Below are 16,850 nucleotides of genomic sequence, written 5' to 3'. Positions count from 1 at the left end.
GGAATGAAGTCTATTAGATATGTTCCGTTGTTGCTGGGGTTAGCGGTCTTTCCGGGTCTTGGTTTCGCAGGTAATCCAATTTTGGATTCGCTGGAGGAGCAATATTTTGGCTTGGAACGATTAGGGGATGAAAAATTAGCGAAGCTTAAAGGGACTAGGCTGATAGCTGACTTATCCATGCCTAGTGTGACAACCGGTATGCGTTATCACTACGTGTCTTGAAAGAAATTTGGAAACAAGGGCGATTACAGGTCTTACAATTATCTTGGTGATCACCACGATAATCGCTATGGTTTTACCTATAAATGGGCTGGCTTTGCCGAGCCAACCAATGTTGCAGGTGATAAATGGATGGCTGACACCTCGGGCAATGCCCAGTTGTGGAATAAAGCTCAGTTTGAAATGGTGGAGTACCACTATCAGGTGCTGGATAAAAACACTCGGCTTCCTCGAGAGCTAGGTTTCCGAGAGTCGAGATGGAACAGGCCGATGTCAACGTTTCGTTGGTGATCCACTACCGACCTCAGACTTAACAGTCTGAGGTTTTTATTCTGGTTGTCTGCAGGTGGTTTGATGTTTAAGCAGTGGTTTATATTTTTAATCGTGATGTTAGCTTCGATACATGGCGTTCAGGCGGATACGATTCGTTTAAAAAATGGTGATCTGTTATCTGGCGAAATGATTTCGTTTGGGCAGGGTATTGTCGTGTTCAAGTCCTCGTACGGTCCGCCCTTAAAATTTCAGTCAGAGGACATAACCTCACTGATGACTGAGGCTGAATACGAGGTGGTGTTTGTGAATGGAGACAGGGCAACCGGGCTATTAGAGGAGAACGAAGCCAGGCAGGGCATCCTGATGTCCGAAAATCTAGAGCGTGTTGATATAGAGTTTTCCAATGTGGTGGGCTTGGTTAAGAAGTTTGATGGCGGCAACGGCAGTCAGACACTTAACAAATCGATGAAACCACAACAGTACGGTCAACAGAAGATCGATGAGACTCCCTTGGACTTTTTGACAGGCTCAACCGTTCTCTTGGCACCAGGGCAGTATGAGTTGGACGTGGGTATGTCCTATAAGCAATTTCGGGATAAGCACTCTTTGTACAGCGTCGATCGTTTTCAGAAATCAACGCGTTCGGCCCGGATGTTTGAAGTAAGAAGTAGCCTTCGCGCCGGCTTGATGGCGGGCATCGAGGGGTACGTCAGTGTACCGGTCACCTATACCCATGTTGAGGACGTGTCTTCGAACAAGTATGTCCGTGATGCCGAGGCGTGGGATGTATCAGATCTTGGATTCGGTCTTCAGTATCAATTGACTGCTGAAACAGCGAATTTACCCGCGTTTTCTTTAACCGTCGATGGTTCGGCCCCAACCGGTAAGAAAAGGTACAGGGATCAGTTTCACGACTGGAAGGATCCTTTGGATAACGGCAGCGGTCACTGGAGTGTCGCGCCCGGTCTGGCCTTCGCACGTAATGTGGATCCGGCTATTTTGTTTGGAGGTATTAGCTATCGGTATTACTTTTCAGAAACGATCGATGGTTACCGCGTGAAGCCTGGTGCTTTACTCGGTAGTTATTTTGGCATCGGTTTTGGCTTGAACGAAAAGCTGTCACTGGGGAGCAGGCTGTCCTATGCCCATCGGGAGAATATGATGGTGAATCGCGAAAAGATTTTGGGTTCGGATGTCGACCCAGTTGAGCTTTCCTTCAATGCTTCATACAGAGCTTTCGATCGTTGGGTTATCTCACCTCAGATCACGTTTGGGATTAACCAGGACGCTGGGCAACCCTTGCTTGCGCTGAACGTCAAACGGCAATTCAACTGATGCAAGGCGCAAAGTGGTGGGTGGTATTTTTTGTGGCTCAGCTTGCGTCCTGTGCGCTATGTGCCAGCGAAGGTCCTCGATTGCGATCCATGAGTTATCTACAGATGGATGGGCTTGCTCGGCAAACCCTCGATTATTCATGCGGAGCGGCGGCGTTGGCATTTCTTTTAAAAAACTATTTCGACGATAAATGGCAAGAGCGAGAGGTCCTGGCGGACATTGTTTTTCGATTGTCTGAGGATGAGCTCAAGGAAAAGCAAAAAGTTGGTTTTTCGATGCTTGACCTTAAGCAGTCTGCCGAGCGATTGGGATACGTGGCTGAGGGTGTAGTCCTTTCAATGGGCGCTGCGTTGGCATTGAAAGGACCCGTGATCATCCTGTTACGTCGCGAGAAGTCCAATCACTTTGTGGTGCTCAAGGGTATCAAGCAAGGTCGGGCTTTTTTAGCCGATCCGTCTCGTGGGCATGTGCGGGTTCCCGCTTACGAGTTGTTTCAAGAGTGGAAAGGTGAAGCGTTAGTGCTTGGTAGGGAAGGGTTCGGTCTTCCGGGCCTGCACGGGCTTTCCCTTCCTAACGGTGGGCACGTAGCTCCCGAGCGAGACGTGGTCAGAGATATGCAGCGAATTCCAATCAACTGAAGTTTGGCCCAGACCAAGGATCCGGTTGTGCAGATGCTAGAGCGGATCCTTGTTTTAAAGGCGCGGCCTCCGTGTCCGTGGCACCGAGCCGTCTCGCGGCAAACATAGTATCTGTAGGAGCCAACTTGTTGGCGAAGGGGCTATCCGGCGACATTCATCAGTTGGCTGTACCAATGCCTCACCAGCAGGTGCGCTCCTATCAAACTACAACTATCTGATTTGGAATGCTTTTCTGTAGGAGCTCACGAGCAACGCGAGGCAGCGATTGCGCCCTGTCTGATACACCGCTATCGCGGCCTCGCGTTGCTCGTGCACTCCTACAGATCCTCTGTTTGCGCGATACAGCGTGGTGCCATGGACACCGGAGGTTTCCCACAGGAGAGATGTTCGAGCGTTACGCCGTCTTCCAGGTAATCTCTTCCTCGCCATCGGCGCTGATACGTATCCAGCGGTCGGCGGTTTCGTCGCTTTCTTCTTCGACCCAGGTGCCGGGTGCGCAGCGTACTTCTACGTTCAGGGTAGCGAACGCAGCGCGGGCGCAGGCGATGTCGTCTTCCCATGGCGTGTTGTCACTGTCCAGATGCAGGCTGTTCCATTTGCCTACTGCTTTTGGCAGCCAGGTCACCGGTACGTTTCCTGCCTTGCATTTCCAGGTCTGGCCTTTCTGTACCCAGTCGGTGCAAGGGCCGACCGCAACACTGAGCCACTCGGCGATGGCCTTGTGATCAACGTCAGTGTCCTTCAGGTAAATCTCGATATCGGGTTGGCGCATGGATGCCTCGTGAGAAAGTGAAAAAATCCATTCGCGGATTCAGTCGGATGCCCGGTACCGAGCATCTTCGTTGGTTGTTATTGCAATACGAAATAATCGTAGCGCATGGAAACGGTGACCTCGAAAGGTGCGGCCTGCTCAATCACATCTGCACGACGTTCCGCGCTGGCTCGCCAGCCGTGGGGCGTCATGGCCAGCAGATTGGCGCGGGCCTGACCGTCAACCAGGCTCAGCTTGAAACGCAGGGTTTCGCTATGAGCCAGCGACATGCCTTCCGGCACCAGAGCCAGATGTTTGTCATCGGCATAGTCCCGCACTTCGTCATAGAGTCGCTCGCGCAGTTCCATCAAATGCTCGCTGGTCGGGCCGACCCGCATCAAACCGCCGCCCGGCGTCAGCAGGCGCTTGGCTTCGTTCCAGTCCAGCGGGCTGAACACGCTAGCCAGAAACTGGCAGCTGGCGTCCGGCAGTGGCACGCGAGCCATGCTGGCAATCAACCAGGTCAATTTCGGATTGCGACGACAGGCGCGTTTGACCGCTTCTCGGGAGATGTCCAGTGCATAGCCATCGGCGTCCGGCAGGGCTTCGGCTATTTGCGCGGTGTAGTAACCCTCACCACAACCGATGTCCAGCCAGTGCGCGGGGGCACGTTCAGCGGCCAGTTCTGCCAGGCGCTTGGCTACCGGCGCGTAATGCCCGGCATTGAGGAAATCCCGGCGCGCCTCGACCATGGCCTGATTGTCACCAGGGTCGCGGCTTTTCTTGTGCTGCACCGGCAACAGGTTCAGATACCCCTGACGCGCGCGGTCGAAACGGTGGTTGGCCGGGCAGGCCACACCATTGTCCACCGCAGTCAGCGGGGCAGAGCAGATCGGGCAGGTCAGCATCAAGCGAGCAACTTGACCAGAGTCTGGTAGTAGATCTCGGTCAAGACATCGAGATCGCTGGCCAGAATGCGCTCGTTGACCTGGTGAATCGTCGCGTTGACCGGACCCAGCTCTACAACCTGCGTACCCAAGGTGGCGATGAAACGCCCGTCAGAGGTGCCGCCGCTGGTGGACGCTTTGGTCTCGCGGCCAGTGACGGCCTTGATGCTCGCCGAGACCGCATCGAGCAAATCACCTGGCTCGGTGAGGAACGGCAGACCGGACAGTGCCCAGTCCACATGCCAGTCCAGACCATGCTTGTCGAGGATGGTCGACACCCGCTGCTGCAGACCTTCGACGGTGGATTCGGTAGAGAAGCGGAAGTTGAACACCGCTACCAGATCCCCCGGTATCACGTTGGTTGCGCCAGTGCCGGAGTTCAGATTGGAGATCTGGAAGCTGGTCGGCGGGAAGAAATCATTGCCTTCGTCCCAATGCTCGGCGGCGAGTTCTGCCAGAGCCGGAGCCGCCAGATGAATCGGGTTGCGAGCCAGATGTGGATAGGCCACATGGCCCTGTTTACCGCGTACGGTCAGCGTCGCGCCTAGGGAGCCGCGACGGCCATTCTTGACCACATCGCCCACCAGCGTGGTGCTCGACGGTTCGCCAACGATGCACCAGTCCAGCCGCTCGTTGCGCTCACGCAACCGCTCAACCACGGCCTTGGTGCCATGATGCGCCGGACCCTCTTCGTCACTGGTAATCAGGAAAGTGACTTTGCCTTTGTGGTCAGGGTGATCAGCGACGAAACGCTCGGCGGCCACGACCATTGCGGCCAGACTGCCTTTCATGTCGGCTGCGCCACGTCCGCACAGCATGCCGTCTGCATCGATCAGCGCATCGAATGGATCGTTTTGCCAGGCTTGAACCGGGCCGGTCGGGACCACGTCGGTATGACCGGCAAAGCACAATACCGGCCCTTCGTTGTTGCCATGGCTGGCCCAGAAATTATCCACGTCCTCGATTCGCATCGGCTCCAGCTTGAAGCCTGCGTTCCCGAGGCGCGCCATCATCACGGCCTGACAATCGGCATCAATGGGCGTGACCGAAGGACGACTTATCAGGTCGCAGGCAAGTTGCAGCGTAGGCGAAAGGTCGGCTGGGGCCGTCATGTACAAAACTCCGGTTGATAGCGCGGATGGTCCGGTGACGCACGGATCATATAAGGGCGCGAAAAAGGCGCTTATCTTAAAGCAAAACGGGAAGGGGGAGCCTCCGTTTATGGATAAGGGCGCTTATTTTCTCCAGTGAAAGGGGTGGCATCGGGCCGGTATCGTGAGCGTGCTTCAAATCGCGTAAGCCCCTTTCGCCAACAAGTTGGCTCCTACCTTTAAAACCGAACAGTCTGGGCCTCCGCGTCGCCGTGGCAGGAGCGAACTTGTTCGCGAGGCGGCATGCGTGAATAACCGCGTCAGCCCCTCTCGCCAACAAGTTGGCTCCTACCTTTAAAACCGAACAGTCTGGGCCTCCGCGTCGCCCTGGTAGGAGCGAACTTGTTCGCGAGGCGGTATGCGTGAATAACCGCGTCAGCCCCACCTCAGTACATTTTCTGACCAATCACCCCACCTTCAGGATGCCCTAACCCAGCCAAAGCCCTATAATGCGCGCCGGTTTTTGGGGTATTGGTCATGAGTTCAGAAGATCCGCGTTTTGCAGGTATCGCCCGTTTGTACGGCATCGAAGGTCTGGAGCGGCTGCGTGCCGCCCATGTTGCTGTGGTCGGTATCGGCGGTGTCGGTTCCTGGGCGGCTGAAGCCATGGCGCGTTCTGGGGTGGGTGAGATTTCCCTGTTTGATCTGGATGACGTCTGCGTCAGCAACAGCAATCGTCAGTTGCATGCGCTGGACAGCACCGTGGGTCGCCCCAAAGTTGAAGTGATGGCTGAGCGTCTGAGGGCGATCAATCCGGATTGCGTTGTACACGCGGTGGCTGATTTCGTCACTCGCGACACCATGGCCGAGTACATCACACCGGATCTGGATTGCGTGCTGGACTGCATCGACGCGGTCAACGCCAAGGCAGCGCTGATTGCCTGGTGCAAGCGTCGCAAGATCCAGATCATCACCACCGGCGGTGCGGGTGGGCAGATTGATCCGACGCTGATTCAGGTCTGCGATTTGAACCGTACCTTCAACGATCCACTGGCTTCAAAAGTACGCTCGACCCTGCGCCGCGATTATGGCTTCTCGCGGACCATGAATCGTCATTACAGCGTGCCGTGCGTGTTCTCCACTGAGCAACTGCGCTATCCGAAGCCGGATGGCAGCATTTGCCTGCAGAAGAGTTTTGTCGGGGATGGGGTCAAGCTGGATTGCGCCGGTGGTTTTGGCGCGGTGATGATGGTGACAGCGACCTTCGGCATGGTCGCGGCCACCAAGGCAGTAGACAAAATTGTTGCTGGTGTACGTCGTCCATCGGAGCGTGCCAAGCCGGTGTCGGTACCGCCGTCTCAGCCCGCCGCTTCCGTCAGCTGACGCATCCTTTGCAGCACGGCATTCAGGCCGTTGCTGCGTGAAGGGGAGAGTTGACGGCTCAGGCCGAGCTGGTTGAACCAGTCAGGCAAATCCACGTGCTGGAGCTCTGTTGCCGACAAGCCGTTGACCCGAGCCAGCAATAGCGCCACCAGACCACGAATCATCCGCGCATCGCTGGCCGCGCGAAACTGCCAGTGACTGTCCGTCATATAACCCAGCAGCCAGACCTTGCTCTCACAACCGTGGACCAGGTTTTCGTCTGACTTTTCTTCGTCGTTCAGTGCAGGCAATCGCTCGCCCCATTGCATAAGCAATCGCGCACGTTGCTCCCAGCCTTGAGGTTGAGCAAAGGTGTCCAGTGCGGTTTGTGCGTCGACGGGCAGGTTCATCGTAATAACTCCAGCGCCTGATCCAGCGCGTTGAAGAAGTGTTGCAAGTCGCTTGAGTCGTTGTAGAGCGCCAGGGAAACCCGAATTGCCCCCGACAGGCCAAGGCTTTTCAGCAGCGGCATAGCGCAGTGATGACCCGCACGCACGGCGATGCCCTGTTCTGTCAGCAGATGCGCGAGGTCGGCGTTGTGCACGCCTTCCACTGTAAAGCTGACCAACGCCAGTTGCGGCTCGCCCAGCACCCGCACACCATCCCGCTGACGCAAGCCTTCAAGCAGCATCGCGTGCAGCGCTGCTTCATGCTCCAGCACTGCGCGGTGATCAAGGCTCTGCAAATAATCCAGCGTTGCGCCAAGGCCGATCACACCGGCAATCGGTGGCGTCCCGGCTTCGAAACCCAGCGGTGCCGGGCGGAATTTCGCATGGTCGTAATCAGTGGTCAGGACCATCTCGCCGCCGAACTGCCAGTGTTGCAGGCGCGGCAGCACGTCATTGCGGCCATACAGAATGCCGACGCCTTCCGGGCCGTATAGCTTGTGGCTGGAAAACACGTAGAAGTCGCAGCCCAGCGCTTGCACGTCATGTCGACCATGGACGACACCTTGAGCGCCATCGACAACAGTCAGTGCGCCGTGGGCCTTGGCCTGTGCGAGTAATTCCGGCAGTGGCTGCCAGGCGCCCAGCACGTTGGACAATTGGCTCACAGCAAGCAGGCGGGTGCGGTCACCGATCAGTTGCGCAGCGGCGCTCAGGTCGATCAGCCCTTGCTCATTGAGCGGCAGAATGACCAGCTTCAGATCGCGGCGTTGAGCCAGTTGCTGCCAAGGCAACAGGTTGGCGTGATGTTCCAGTGCGCTGATGGCGATTTCATCGCCCGCGACGAACTCATGCTCCAGGCCGTAGGCCAGCATGTTCAAGGCAGAAGTAGCACCATGGGTAAAAATAATCTGACCTGTCTCACTGGCATTGAGCCAATGGGCAACTTTGCTGCGGCTATCCTCGAACGCCTGAGTCGCATGCGCACCCGGCAGATGCTGGGCGCGATGCACATTGGCTGCGCCATTGGCGTAGTAATGATTAAGGGCGTCGAGCAGGGCTTGAGGTTTCTGGGTGGTCGCGGCGTTGTCCAGATAGGTCTGGCCTTGCCGTTGCAGGGCGTCGATGGCTGGAAAGTCAGCGCGCCAAGGGGAAAAGAGGGGCATTTGCTTTGACTCGGTGAGTCAGGCCCGATCATGGGATCGGACCTGATGCAGCATCGATCAGTTGTGAGCGTGCAGCGCTTCGTTCAGCTCGATGGCCGACTTGTGGGTTTTGCATTCCACAGCGCCGGTTTCGGAGTTGCGACGGAACAGCAGGTCAGGTTGACCAGCCAGATCACGGGCTTTAACGATTTTGACCAGCTTGTTCTGGTCATCGAGCAGCGCAACCTTGGTGCCAGCGGTCACGTACAGACCCGACTCCACGGTGTTGCGGTCGCCCAATGGAATGCCGATACCTGCGTTGGCACCGATCAGGCAGCCTTCGCCTACTTTAATGACGATGTTGCCGCCACCGGACAAGGTACCCATGGTGGAGCAACCGCCGCCCAGGTCAGAGCCTTTGCCGACGAAGACGCCAGCCGAAACACGACCTTCGATCATGCCCGGGCCTTCGGTGCCTGCGTTGAAGTTGACGAAACCTTCGTGCATCACGGTAGTGCCTTCGCCGATGTAAGCGCCCAGACGAATACGCGCGCTGTCAGCGATACGCACGCCGGTCGGTACGACGTAATCGGTCATTTTCGGGAATTTGTCGACGGAGAACACTTCCAGCAGCTCGCCCTTGAGGCGTGCTTCCAGCTGGCGCGGGGCCAGTTCGTTCAGGTCGATGGCACCCTGGCTGGTCCAGGCGACGTTTGGCAGCAACGGGAAAATCCCGGCCAGACTCAGGCCATGTGGCTTGACCAGACGATGGGACAGCAGATGCAGCTTGAGGTAAGCCTCAGGGGTGGACGTCAGAGCAGCATCTTCAGCGAGCAGGGTCGCGACCAATGGCTTGTGGCTCTCGGCCAGACGGGTCAGCAATGCAGCCTGACCGGCGTCAACGGACTTGAGAGCCTCAGCCAGCTTCGACGCCTGATCGGTGTTGAAGGTAATGGCCTGGTTGCCACCGGTATAACCCAGTACTGGCGTTACAGCTGCGATCAATTCAGCGGACGGGTTGATCAGCGGCTGGGCGTAGAAAACTTCCAGCCATGCGCCTTGACGGTTTTGAGTGCCGACACCGAAGGCCAGGCTGAACAGGGAAGTGGACATGCAAATACCTCTTACTAATTTAAAGGGCTATCTCAGTCAGGCGATAGCCGCTGCATACAGGTCTGGTTTAAAGCCAATCAGGGTTCTGTCGCCGAGATCGAGCACCGGGCGCTTGATCATCGACGGTTGAGCGAGCATCAGTTCAATCGCTTTATCCTGATCGAGGTCGGCTTTCTGCGCCTCGTCCAGCTTGCGAAAGGTGGTGCCTGCGCGGTTCAACACTGTCTGCCAGCCGTGCTCGTTGCACCACCGGGTCAGATGTTCGCGGTCAATACCTTGGGTTTTGTAGTCGTGAAAATCGTAGCTCACCGGCTTTTCATCGAGCCACGTGCGGGCCTTTTTCATCGTGTCGCACGCTTTGATCCCATACAGGTGCAACTTGTTGATTTCATCAGCCACGAGCTTGCCCCCTTTGAGACGGTTGAAAAACGGTCACGGATTATGCCATGGACACGCGGGCTGGGCGTGTCCTGCCGACGTGTTTATGTCCCCAGGCACGACTTTTTTGCCTGTGTCCTGCCGTTGGCTGAAGGTGACGCGATAGTTTAAGCCGCCAATATGGCACTTCGATGGGTGCCACGACGGAATGGCGCAGTCGGGTCTCAATGAGGCCAAACCGCGCGTGGCAAAGTAGATTAACCCTGGCTAGCCGTCTTCTCAGAGGTGGCTGCCGTGCTCGGTGCACTTGTGGCGTCAGGTACATTTAAAGCGACAACCGGCTGAGCTGTCCCGCCCGTCGAGCTGGTTTTTTTGCCGGTGAATGGGTCTTCCTCGTCTTCTTCGACTTTTTCCGAGTTCATTTCGGCAATGATGTCGAACAGGGTTTTCTGAACTTTGGGCTTCTCCGGGTTTTCCAGACTCGCGATGCTCTCCTCCAGCCCCTGGTGCATGCGCATCCAGGTTGCAGAGCTTTTTTCTTCGCTGCTGACCTGGTTCAAGAACTTCAGGCCCACCTTGAAGCGCGTGAGATCGTCACCTTTGTATGGATCGACAAAGTCGTTTTCCAGCGACGTCAAGCCACTGTACAGGCCCATCGCCAGGCCAAACTGACGGTTCATCGCATCCGATGCTTCCTCCTGCTCCGCTTTGGTAAACAGGCCGCCTTCATTCTTGCTCACCGCGTACAGAGACCTGCGGTCAAGATCGCCCAGCAACGAGTTGGTGTCAGCCGCTTCCTTGTCGTGACGGTTATAGGGGGTGCCGCTGGCTTTCATCTGTGCGTACTTGTCGTCCATGCGAGCACGGGCGTCAGTGGCGACATCAGCGAAAGACAGGCCCTTGGAGCTTGATTCAAGACCAGGGTTGGCAACTGCCATCAACAAAGCATTGGCACTCATGCCGGGACGAGTTGGATACAGTTTTGAGGCTGAGGAGGTTTTCTGACTGAGTTCGAGCGCTGCGCTGGAAAAGGTCGCCTTATCGACGCTCGGTGCTTCCTCTTGGAGGGCAGTCGTTGATGCGGTAGCGATCCTGGTTGGGCTAGTCGCTGCATTGACACCGTTATAGGCGGCAGTGCCACTGTTGGAGAGCGTCGATACAAGGCTCATATGTTCATCCATGACGTGAGTGTCAGCTTGTATCGGCTTTGATACAGATTTCTGAAGGGGGTCCTCTGGAGCCCTTAAACCATCGGGTCTGCCAGCAGGACAGGATATCTGTAGCCGTCCTGTCCCTGACACCGGCCTGTCTCGCAGCAAACATAGGACCTGTAGGAGCTGCCGAAGGCTGCGATCGCGGTGTTTCAGGAGAAATGCTTCGCAGCCTTCGGCAGCTCCTACTGAGGGGAGGGGGCACAGTGTTTGTGTTATCAGCACCCCACGGCACATTGCATGCCGTGGGGAATACGCATCACTTGTTGATAAAGTCGCGAATTCGTTCTGCCGCTTCAATGCATTCGGCCAGCGGCGCAACCAGTGCCAGGCGCACGCGTCCAGCACCCGGGTTGAAACCGTCCACTTCGCGGGACAGATAGGAGCCCGGCACCACGGTCACATGTTGATCAACGAACAGATCGCGGCAGAATTCTGCGTCGTCGCCGCCAACGCTTGGCCACAGGTAGAAGCCACCGTCGGGACGCTGCACATCCATCACTGGTGCAAGAATCTCCAGCACTGCATCAAATTTCTCGCGATATAGATCACGGTTGGCGCGCACGTGTTCTTCATCATTCCAGGCCGCAATGCTGGCCAACTGGGTTTGTACCGGCATCGCGCAGCCGTGGTAGGTGCGATAGAGCAGGAACGCTTTGAGGATATCTGCGTCGCCTGCCACGAAACCGGAACGCAGGCCCGGCAGGTTGGAACGCTTGGACAGGCTGTGGAAAACCACGCAACGTTTAAAATCCTGGCGACCCTGCTCCACGCAGGCGCTGAGCAGGCCGGCAGGCGGGGTTTGTTCGTCGAAGTACAGCTCGCTGTAGCACTCGTCGGCGGCGATCACGAAGTCGTGTTCGTCTGCCAGTGCGATCAGCTTCTTCAGGGTTTCTACCGGGATCAGCGCGCCGGTCGGGTTGCCCGGAGAGCACAGGAATAGAATCTGACAGCGCTTCCAGGTATCGGCCGACACTGCGTCAAAGTCAGGGTTGAAGCCGTTCTCAGCCAGGCACGGCAAGTAGTGCGGCTTTGCACCTGCCAGAAACGCTGCGCCTTCGTAGATTTGATAGAACGGGTTCGGGCTGATAACCAGCGCGTCGTCGCCACGGTTGACCACGGTCTGGGTGAAGGCAAACAGTGCTTCGCGGGTGCCATTGACTGGCAACACGTTACGCGCCGGGTCCAGCCAGCCACTCGGCACGCCAAAGCGCCGCTCGCACCAGCCGGTAATGGCTTCGCGCAACGCCGGGATGCCCAGCGTCGTTGGGTAGACGGCCATCTGGTCCAGGTTGTCGGTCATGGCTTTGGCGACGAAGTCCGGCGAGCGATGCTTGGGTTCGCCGATGGACAGCGCAACCGGGCGCTTGTCGGGGTTTGGCGTCACGCTGCCGAGCAGGGCACGAAGCTTTTCGAAAGGGTAGGGCTGGAGCAGTTGCATCGCGTTATTCATGGGGCTGGCTTCCAGAAGCAGGGCGCTCAAGTGGCTGAGCGCCATAAGTCGATTCATTGAACAGCGTCATTTTGACTCAGATGCTGATGCGCAATTCGCCGGGCTCGTGATTGACGTTCAGTTGCTCGACGATGGCGTCCTGCAGCTGACTGCATAGCTGCGGATCGGACAACGGCTGGTTGTTGGCATCGGTGATGAAGAACACGTCTTCCACTCGTTCGCCCAGCGTGGCGATCTTGGCGTTTTGCAGCGACAGGTCGAACTCCAGAAATATCTTGCCGATCCGCGCCAGCAGGCCGGGGCGATCCGGTGCTGACAGCTCCAGAATGGTCACCGGACGCTGGGCATCGTTGTGGATCGTTACCTGAGGCGCAAAGGCGAAATGCTTGAGCTGGCGCGGTACGCGACGTTTGATGATCGTCGGGTAGTCGTCAGGGTTGCGCAATGCTTCGGTCAGGCCTTCGCGAATCTGCTTGATACGCTCGGGGTTATTACCGATGGAACCGCCGTCGTTGTCCAGCACGATGTAGGTGTCGAGCGTGAACTTGCTACTTGAGGTGATGACTCGGGCGTCATGAATGTTCAGGTTCAACTGGTCCATCGCCGCCACGGTCACTGCAAAGAAGTCATGCTGGTCCGGGGCATAAATGAATATCTGGGTACCGCCTTCAAACTCGCGCTGGGTGGTTTCCTTGATCAGGACCAGTGAGCCGCCATCTGAAGGCTGCTGCAATATCGCATCGCTGTGCCAGGCCACGTCGCCAGCGGTGTGGCGCAGGAAGTAATCGTCGCCCAGTTGTGACCAGAGCTGCTCGACATCGTCCGGATCGGTGCCGTTGCGAACCAGGATGTCCAGCGCAGCAGTTTGTGTGCGGCGTATCTGTTCTTCGCGATCCACCGGGTTTTCCAGGCCGCGCTTGAGGGCGCGCTTGGTTTCGGTGTACAGCTGGCGCAACAGGCTTGCCCGCCATGAGTTCCACAGCGTCGGGTTGGTGGCATTAATGTCGGCAACGGTCAGCACGTAGAGATAGTCCAGGTGGATTTCATCCCCCACGAACTGGGCGAAATCGTGGATCACCTGCGGATCGGACAAGTCCTTGCGCTGAGCTGTCGTGGACATCACCAGGTGATGGCTGACCAGCCAGACGATGAGGCGCGTATCCCATGTCGGCAACTGATGACGAATGCCAAAGGCCTCAGCATCAACGGCACCGAGTTCCGAGTGGTCGCCACCGCGGCCCTTGCCGATATCGTGATAAAGACCGGCGAGGTAGATCAACTCCGGCTTCGGCAACCTGCCCATGACCTTGCTGGCCAGCGGGAATTTCTCCGACACCTGCGTGTATTGAAGCTTGCGCAGGTGTTTGATCAGATTCAGCGTGTGCGCATCAACCGTATAGATGTGGAACAGGTCATGCTGCATCTGCCCGACGATATGGCCAAACTCCGGCAAATAAAGCCCGAGAATCCCGTAACGGTTCATTCGGCGCAGGTTGCGATGAATGCCCAGCTCACACTTGAATAGTTCGATGAACAGGCTGGTGTTGCGAATATCGTTACGGAAATCGTCGTTGATCAAGTGCCGGTGTTCGCGCAGCAGCCGAATGGTGTCGGCGCGCACACCTTTGATTTCCGGGTGCTGGGCCATCAGCACAAAAATCTCGATCATGGCAAACGGCGTACGTTTGAAGACGTTGGCGTGGGTCGCCTCGATATAACCGTCGTGCACCTGGAAGCGTGAATTGAGCGGTTGAGTGATCGCGCCTTCGTCGTCGGTCAGGATGACCTCTTCGAAATGCTGGATGATCAGATCACTGAGTTGCGCGATGCTCATCACCACCCGGTAGTACTTCTGCATGAAGCGTTCGATGGCCAGCTTGGCGTCATTGTCCTGATAACCCAGCAGATTGGCGATGCTGCTCTGATGGTCGAACAGCAGGCGATCTTCAGAGCGGCCAGCCAGCATGTGCAGCGCGTAACGCACTTTCCAGAGGAAGTCCTGTGAGGAGGCCAGCAGGTTGTTTTCGCTTTCCAGCAAAAAGCCTTCGCCCGCCAGTGCGTGGAGATTCAACGTGCCGTACTGGCGGCGGGCGACCCATAGAATGGTCTGGATATCGCGCAGGCCACCGGGCGAGCCTTTAACGTTAGGCTCAAGGTTGTATTCGGTGTCGTTGTACTTGTGATGCCGGGTTTTCTGCTCGGCACGCTTGGCCAGGAAAAACTCTTTGCTGGGCCACATCTGTTTCGGGCTGGTGACTTCCAGCATGCGCTGGCGCAGGCGTTCAGGTCCGGCGATAGTGCGGCTTTCCATCAGGTTAGTGATCACCGTCAGGTCGGCACGACCCTCAGTTGCGCATTCATCCACCGAGCGCACGCTTTGGCCTACTTCAAGGCCGATGTCCCAAAGCAACGTAAGAAAGCGCTCAATGGGCTCGCGGAAAACTTCGTGGTCAGCACTGTCCAGCAAGATCAGCAGATCGATGTCCGAATAAGGATGCAATTCACCACGGCCATAACCGCCGACGGCCAGTAGAGCGATATCGGCTTCCTCGCTCCAGTCGAAATGGTCCCATGCCTGTTGCAGGATGTTGTCCACAAACCAGGCGCGATCTTCGATCAGGCGTCGAATATCACGGCCAGCCTTGAAGCGCGCATCGAGCACCTCCCGCGCGTTGCGGATGGCTTTCTTGAACGCGGCAATCGGACTCGCCTTCAACGCCAGTTCGGCCTGGAACTGACCACGGTCGAACAAATCGGGATCCACCTGCGGCATGGAACTGCTTTCCTTTTATCTAGATCAAGCGAGCGTTGTGATCAGGCTGATGTGCGGGCGATGGTGTCGTCGCTGCGCAGGGTAAAAATTTCATAGCCCTCAGCGGTCACCAGAATGGTGTGCTCCCACTGTGCTGACAGCTTGCGGTCCTTGGTGATCGCAGTCCAGCCGTCACCCAGCAGGCGGGTTTCGGCACGGCCCTGATTGATCATTGGCTCGATGGTGAAGGTCATGCCTTCTACCAATGCCATGCCTTCTCCAGCCTTGCCGTAATGCACGACTTGCGGCTCTTCATGGAACACCTTGCCAATGCCGTGGCCGCAATATTCGCGAACTACGGAGAAGCCGCTCTTTTCAGCGTGTTTCTGGATGACTTCGCCGATATCACCCAATGTTGCGCCAGGGCGGACAACTTCGATGCCTTTATACAGGCATTCCTGAGTGATTTTCGACAGGCGCTCGGCCCACTCGGGGACTTTGCCTACGTGAAACATCTTGCTGGTATCGCCGTGGTAGCCGTCTTTGATAACGGTGACGTCGATGTTCAGAACGTCGCCATTTTTCAATGGCTTTTCATTCGGGATGCCATGGCACACAACGTGGTTGATCGAGGTGCAGATCGACTTGGGGAAGCCTTTGTAATTCAGCGGAGCCGGTATAGCTTTCTGCTCGTTGACGATGTAATCGTGGCAGATGCGGTCCAGCTCTTCAGTGGTGACGCCAGGCTTGACGTAAGCACCGATCATTTCCAGGACATCGGCAGCCAGACGACCGGCAATGCGCATTTTTTCGATGTCTTCGGGGGTTTTGATGGTGACGGTCATACGAACTCTCTCGGCGCACAGGGGGCGCGGCTAATACGGAAAACGGCGATTCTAGCAGACCGTCGCAGGTGGGGGATTGTTGCTTCCTTATATAGGGTGCTGGGGCTTTTAGTTTTGTGTGTATATCCGTTATGGCGGTAACGGCTGAAATTGGTTGCGCCCTTACGGCGCCTCACTTTTGAACAGCGCAAAAGTAAGCAAAACGCTCATGCCCCACCACTTGGTGCCTCGCTGTCGCTCGGCATGCCCGTAATCCGACATTGCTGCGTGGGGCCGCCGCCACCGGCCATCCATGGCCTGAGGCGGCTAAACCGGCATCCCTGCCGGTTTGCCCCACGCACCAATGTCGAATTCCGGCCGGTGTGGTTTAACGGGGCGCCTAAGATCAAAATCAAAAGCAGAGCAGATCAAAAGCAGAGCGAAAGCAGCGGGATCGTCTCGGACCGGTACAGACTGTGTGAAAACGTAGCGAGCGACGGCAAGACAAGGCAAAAACAGGCGAAAAACGGCCGGGGTCGCGTCCGACTCTAGTGTTCTAAATGAGCATTTTTCGCCTGTTTTTAACGCAGTATTGTGCGCGTAGCACCGAAGGTGCCCAGCCTGCAGTAGTTTTCACACAGTCTGGGTAGGAGCGAACTTGTTCGCGAGACGCCAGCAAGGTCAACGCATTCGTTGTCTGACACACCGCTTCGCAGCCTTCGGCAGCTCCTACAGGAGATCGGGAAGCTCACACAACCAGGTCGGCTGTCAGGCCGCCGCGCTCTTGATTTTGATCTTGGGCGCCCCGTTAAACCACGCTGGCCGAACGCAGATTCTGAACCGTGGGCAACCCGGCAAGGATGCCGGGTTATCCGCCCCGGGCCATGGATGGCCCATTGCGGCGGCCCACGG

General features: G+C 56.9%; 15 protein-coding genes. 4 read left to right on the top strand and 11 right to left on the bottom strand.

All coding sequences use genetic code 11. From position 1 onward, the window contains the following. Positions 1–3: 3 nt before the first annotated feature. From RX972_RS09550 to RX972_RS09540, 3 genes are all read left to right on the top strand, one after another. The gene (locus RX972_RS09550) at positions 4–222 is read left to right on the top strand and encodes a hypothetical protein (RefSeq protein WP_316874580.1); all 219 of its coding nucleotides are present in this window, start codon (positions 4–6) and stop codon (positions 220–222) included. A gap of 351 nt (positions 223–573) precedes the next feature. Then, positions 574–1,827: a transporter gene (locus tag RX972_RS09545; protein ID WP_316874577.1), complete on the top strand. Its 1,254-nt coding sequence runs from the start codon at positions 574–576 to the stop codon at positions 1,825–1,827. An 89-nt stretch (positions 1,828–1,916) separates the two neighbouring features. After that, a complete protein-coding gene (locus tag RX972_RS09540) occupies positions 1,917–2,465 on the top strand; it encodes a C39 family peptidase (RefSeq protein ID WP_049826977.1) in 549 nt (182 codons plus the stop codon). Positions 2,466–2,859: 394 nt separating this feature from the next. Here RX972_RS09540 and RX972_RS09535 read toward each other — a convergent pair whose 3' ends face one another. The 3 genes from RX972_RS09535 to dapE all read right to left on the bottom strand — a co-directional run bounded on the left by RX972_RS09535 (position 2,860) and on the right by dapE (position 5,275). Then, positions 2,860–3,237 carry a hypothetical protein gene (locus RX972_RS09535; RefSeq protein ID WP_099267685.1) on the bottom strand — a complete coding sequence of 126 codons (378 nt, stop codon included), beginning with the start codon at positions 3,235–3,237 and terminating at the stop codon, positions 2,860–2,862. Between the two features lie 77 nt (positions 3,238–3,314). Then, positions 3,315–4,124, bottom strand: coding sequence for a putative RNA methyltransferase (locus RX972_RS09530; RefSeq protein WP_316874573.1), 810 nt, complete (start codon positions 4,122–4,124; stop codon positions 3,315–3,317). Further along, the gene (gene dapE / locus RX972_RS09525; protein ID WP_231677722.1) at positions 4,124–5,275 is read right to left on the bottom strand and encodes a succinyl-diaminopimelate desuccinylase; all 1,152 of its coding nucleotides are present in this window, start codon (positions 5,273–5,275) and stop codon (positions 4,124–4,126) included. The genes RX972_RS09530 and dapE overlap by 1 nt, the downstream gene beginning before the upstream one ends. A 516-nt stretch (positions 5,276–5,791) precedes the next feature. Between dapE and tcdA the strand changes: the two genes are divergently transcribed. After that, on the top strand, positions 5,792–6,637 hold the full coding sequence (gene tcdA, locus RX972_RS09520) for a tRNA cyclic N6-threonylcarbamoyladenosine(37) synthase TcdA (protein WP_027900577.1): 846 nt from the start codon (positions 5,792–5,794) through the stop codon (positions 6,635–6,637). Here tcdA and RX972_RS09515 read toward each other — a convergent pair. From RX972_RS09515 to map, 8 genes are all read right to left on the bottom strand, one after another. After that, positions 6,613–7,026, bottom strand: coding sequence for a SufE family protein (locus RX972_RS09515; RefSeq protein WP_263270909.1), 414 nt, complete (start codon positions 7,024–7,026; stop codon positions 6,613–6,615). The two genes, tcdA and RX972_RS09515, sit on opposite strands and share 25 nt — an antisense overlap. Beyond that, positions 7,023–8,228, bottom strand: a complete 1,206-nt coding sequence (locus RX972_RS09510) for an aminotransferase class V-fold PLP-dependent enzyme (RefSeq protein WP_263270911.1) — start codon at positions 8,226–8,228, stop codon at positions 7,023–7,025. The genes RX972_RS09515 and RX972_RS09510 overlap by 4 nt, the downstream gene beginning before the upstream one ends. Positions 8,229–8,285: 57 nt before the next feature. After that, positions 8,286–9,320, bottom strand: coding sequence for a 2,3,4,5-tetrahydropyridine-2,6-dicarboxylate N-succinyltransferase (dapD, locus tag RX972_RS09505; protein ID WP_122397370.1), 1,035 nt, complete (start codon positions 9,318–9,320; stop codon positions 8,286–8,288). A gap of 36 nt (positions 9,321–9,356) precedes the next feature. Further along, positions 9,357–9,698 carry an ArsC family reductase gene (locus tag RX972_RS09500; protein WP_027900581.1) on the bottom strand — a complete coding sequence of 114 codons (342 nt, stop codon included), beginning with the start codon at positions 9,696–9,698 and terminating at the stop codon, positions 9,357–9,359. A gap of 257 nt (positions 9,699–9,955) precedes the next feature. Then, positions 9,956–10,867 carry a hypothetical protein gene (locus tag RX972_RS09495; RefSeq protein WP_231677719.1) on the bottom strand — a complete coding sequence of 304 codons (912 nt, stop codon included), beginning with the start codon at positions 10,865–10,867 and terminating at the stop codon, positions 9,956–9,958. Between the two features lie 301 nt (positions 10,868–11,168). After that, positions 11,169–12,362 (bottom strand): succinyldiaminopimelate transaminase, encoded by a 1,194-nt coding sequence (gene dapC, locus RX972_RS09490; protein WP_316874662.1) that lies wholly within the window; start codon positions 12,360–12,362, stop codon positions 11,169–11,171. A 76-nt stretch (positions 12,363–12,438) separates the two neighbouring features. Next, the gene (locus RX972_RS09485; protein ID WP_231677718.1) at positions 12,439–15,135 is read right to left on the bottom strand and encodes a [protein-PII] uridylyltransferase; all 2,697 of its coding nucleotides are present in this window, start codon (positions 15,133–15,135) and stop codon (positions 12,439–12,441) included. A gap of 41 nt (positions 15,136–15,176) precedes the next feature. Further along, positions 15,177–15,959 carry a type I methionyl aminopeptidase gene (map, locus tag RX972_RS09480; RefSeq protein WP_099267693.1) on the bottom strand — a complete coding sequence of 261 codons (783 nt, stop codon included), beginning with the start codon at positions 15,957–15,959 and terminating at the stop codon, positions 15,177–15,179. Positions 15,960–16,850 lie beyond the last annotated feature (891 nt).

It is taken from the genome of Pseudomonas syringae group sp. J309-1 (genome assembly GCF_032582135.1).
Classification (GTDB): Bacteria; Pseudomonadota; Gammaproteobacteria; order Pseudomonadales; family Pseudomonadaceae; genus Aquipseudomonas; species Aquipseudomonas quasicaspiana.
Note: the sequence above shows the minus strand (reverse complement) of the source record. Positions and strands in the feature narration are given on the sequence as shown.

Excerpts from the sequence above, each read along its gene's own strand:
- RX972_RS09550 (WP_316874580.1), top strand. The coding sequence starts at position 4 with ATGAAGTCTATTAGATATGTTCCGTTGTTGCTGGGGTTAGCGGTCTTT.
- RX972_RS09545 (WP_316874577.1), top strand. The coding sequence starts at position 574 with ATGTTTAAGCAGTGGTTTATATTTTTAATCGTGATGTTAGCTTCGATA.
- RX972_RS09540 (WP_049826977.1), top strand. The coding sequence starts at position 1,917 with ATGAGTTATCTACAGATGGATGGGCTTGCTCGGCAAACCCTCGATTAT.
- RX972_RS09535 (WP_099267685.1), bottom strand. The coding sequence starts at position 3,237 with ATGCGCCAACCCGATATCGAGATTTACCTGAAGGACACTGACGTTGAT.
- RX972_RS09530 (WP_316874573.1), bottom strand. The coding sequence starts at position 4,124 with ATGCTGACCTGCCCGATCTGCTCTGCCCCGCTGACTGCGGTGGACAAT.
- dapE (WP_231677722.1), bottom strand. The coding sequence starts at position 5,275 with ATGACGGCCCCAGCCGACCTTTCGCCTACGCTGCAACTTGCCTGCGAC.
- tcdA (WP_027900577.1), top strand. The coding sequence starts at position 5,792 with ATGAGTTCAGAAGATCCGCGTTTTGCAGGTATCGCCCGTTTGTACGGC.
- RX972_RS09515 (WP_263270909.1), bottom strand. The coding sequence starts at position 7,026 with ATGAACCTGCCCGTCGACGCACAAACCGCACTGGACACCTTTGCTCAA.
- RX972_RS09510 (WP_263270911.1), bottom strand. The coding sequence starts at position 8,228 with ATGCCCCTCTTTTCCCCTTGGCGCGCTGACTTTCCAGCCATCGACGCC.
- dapD (WP_122397370.1), bottom strand. The coding sequence starts at position 9,320 with ATGTCCACTTCCCTGTTCAGCCTGGCCTTCGGTGTCGGCACTCAAAAC.
- RX972_RS09495 (WP_231677719.1), bottom strand. The coding sequence starts at position 10,867 with ATGAGCCTTGTATCGACGCTCTCCAACAGTGGCACTGCCGCCTATAAC.
- dapC (WP_316874662.1), bottom strand. The coding sequence starts at position 12,362 with ATGAATAACGCGATGCAACTGCTCCAGCCCTACCCTTTCGAAAAGCTT.
- RX972_RS09485 (WP_231677718.1), bottom strand. The coding sequence starts at position 15,135 with ATGCCGCAGGTGGATCCCGATTTGTTCGACCGTGGTCAGTTCCAGGCC.
- map (WP_099267693.1), bottom strand. The coding sequence starts at position 15,959 with ATGACCGTCACCATCAAAACCCCCGAAGACATCGAAAAAATGCGCATT.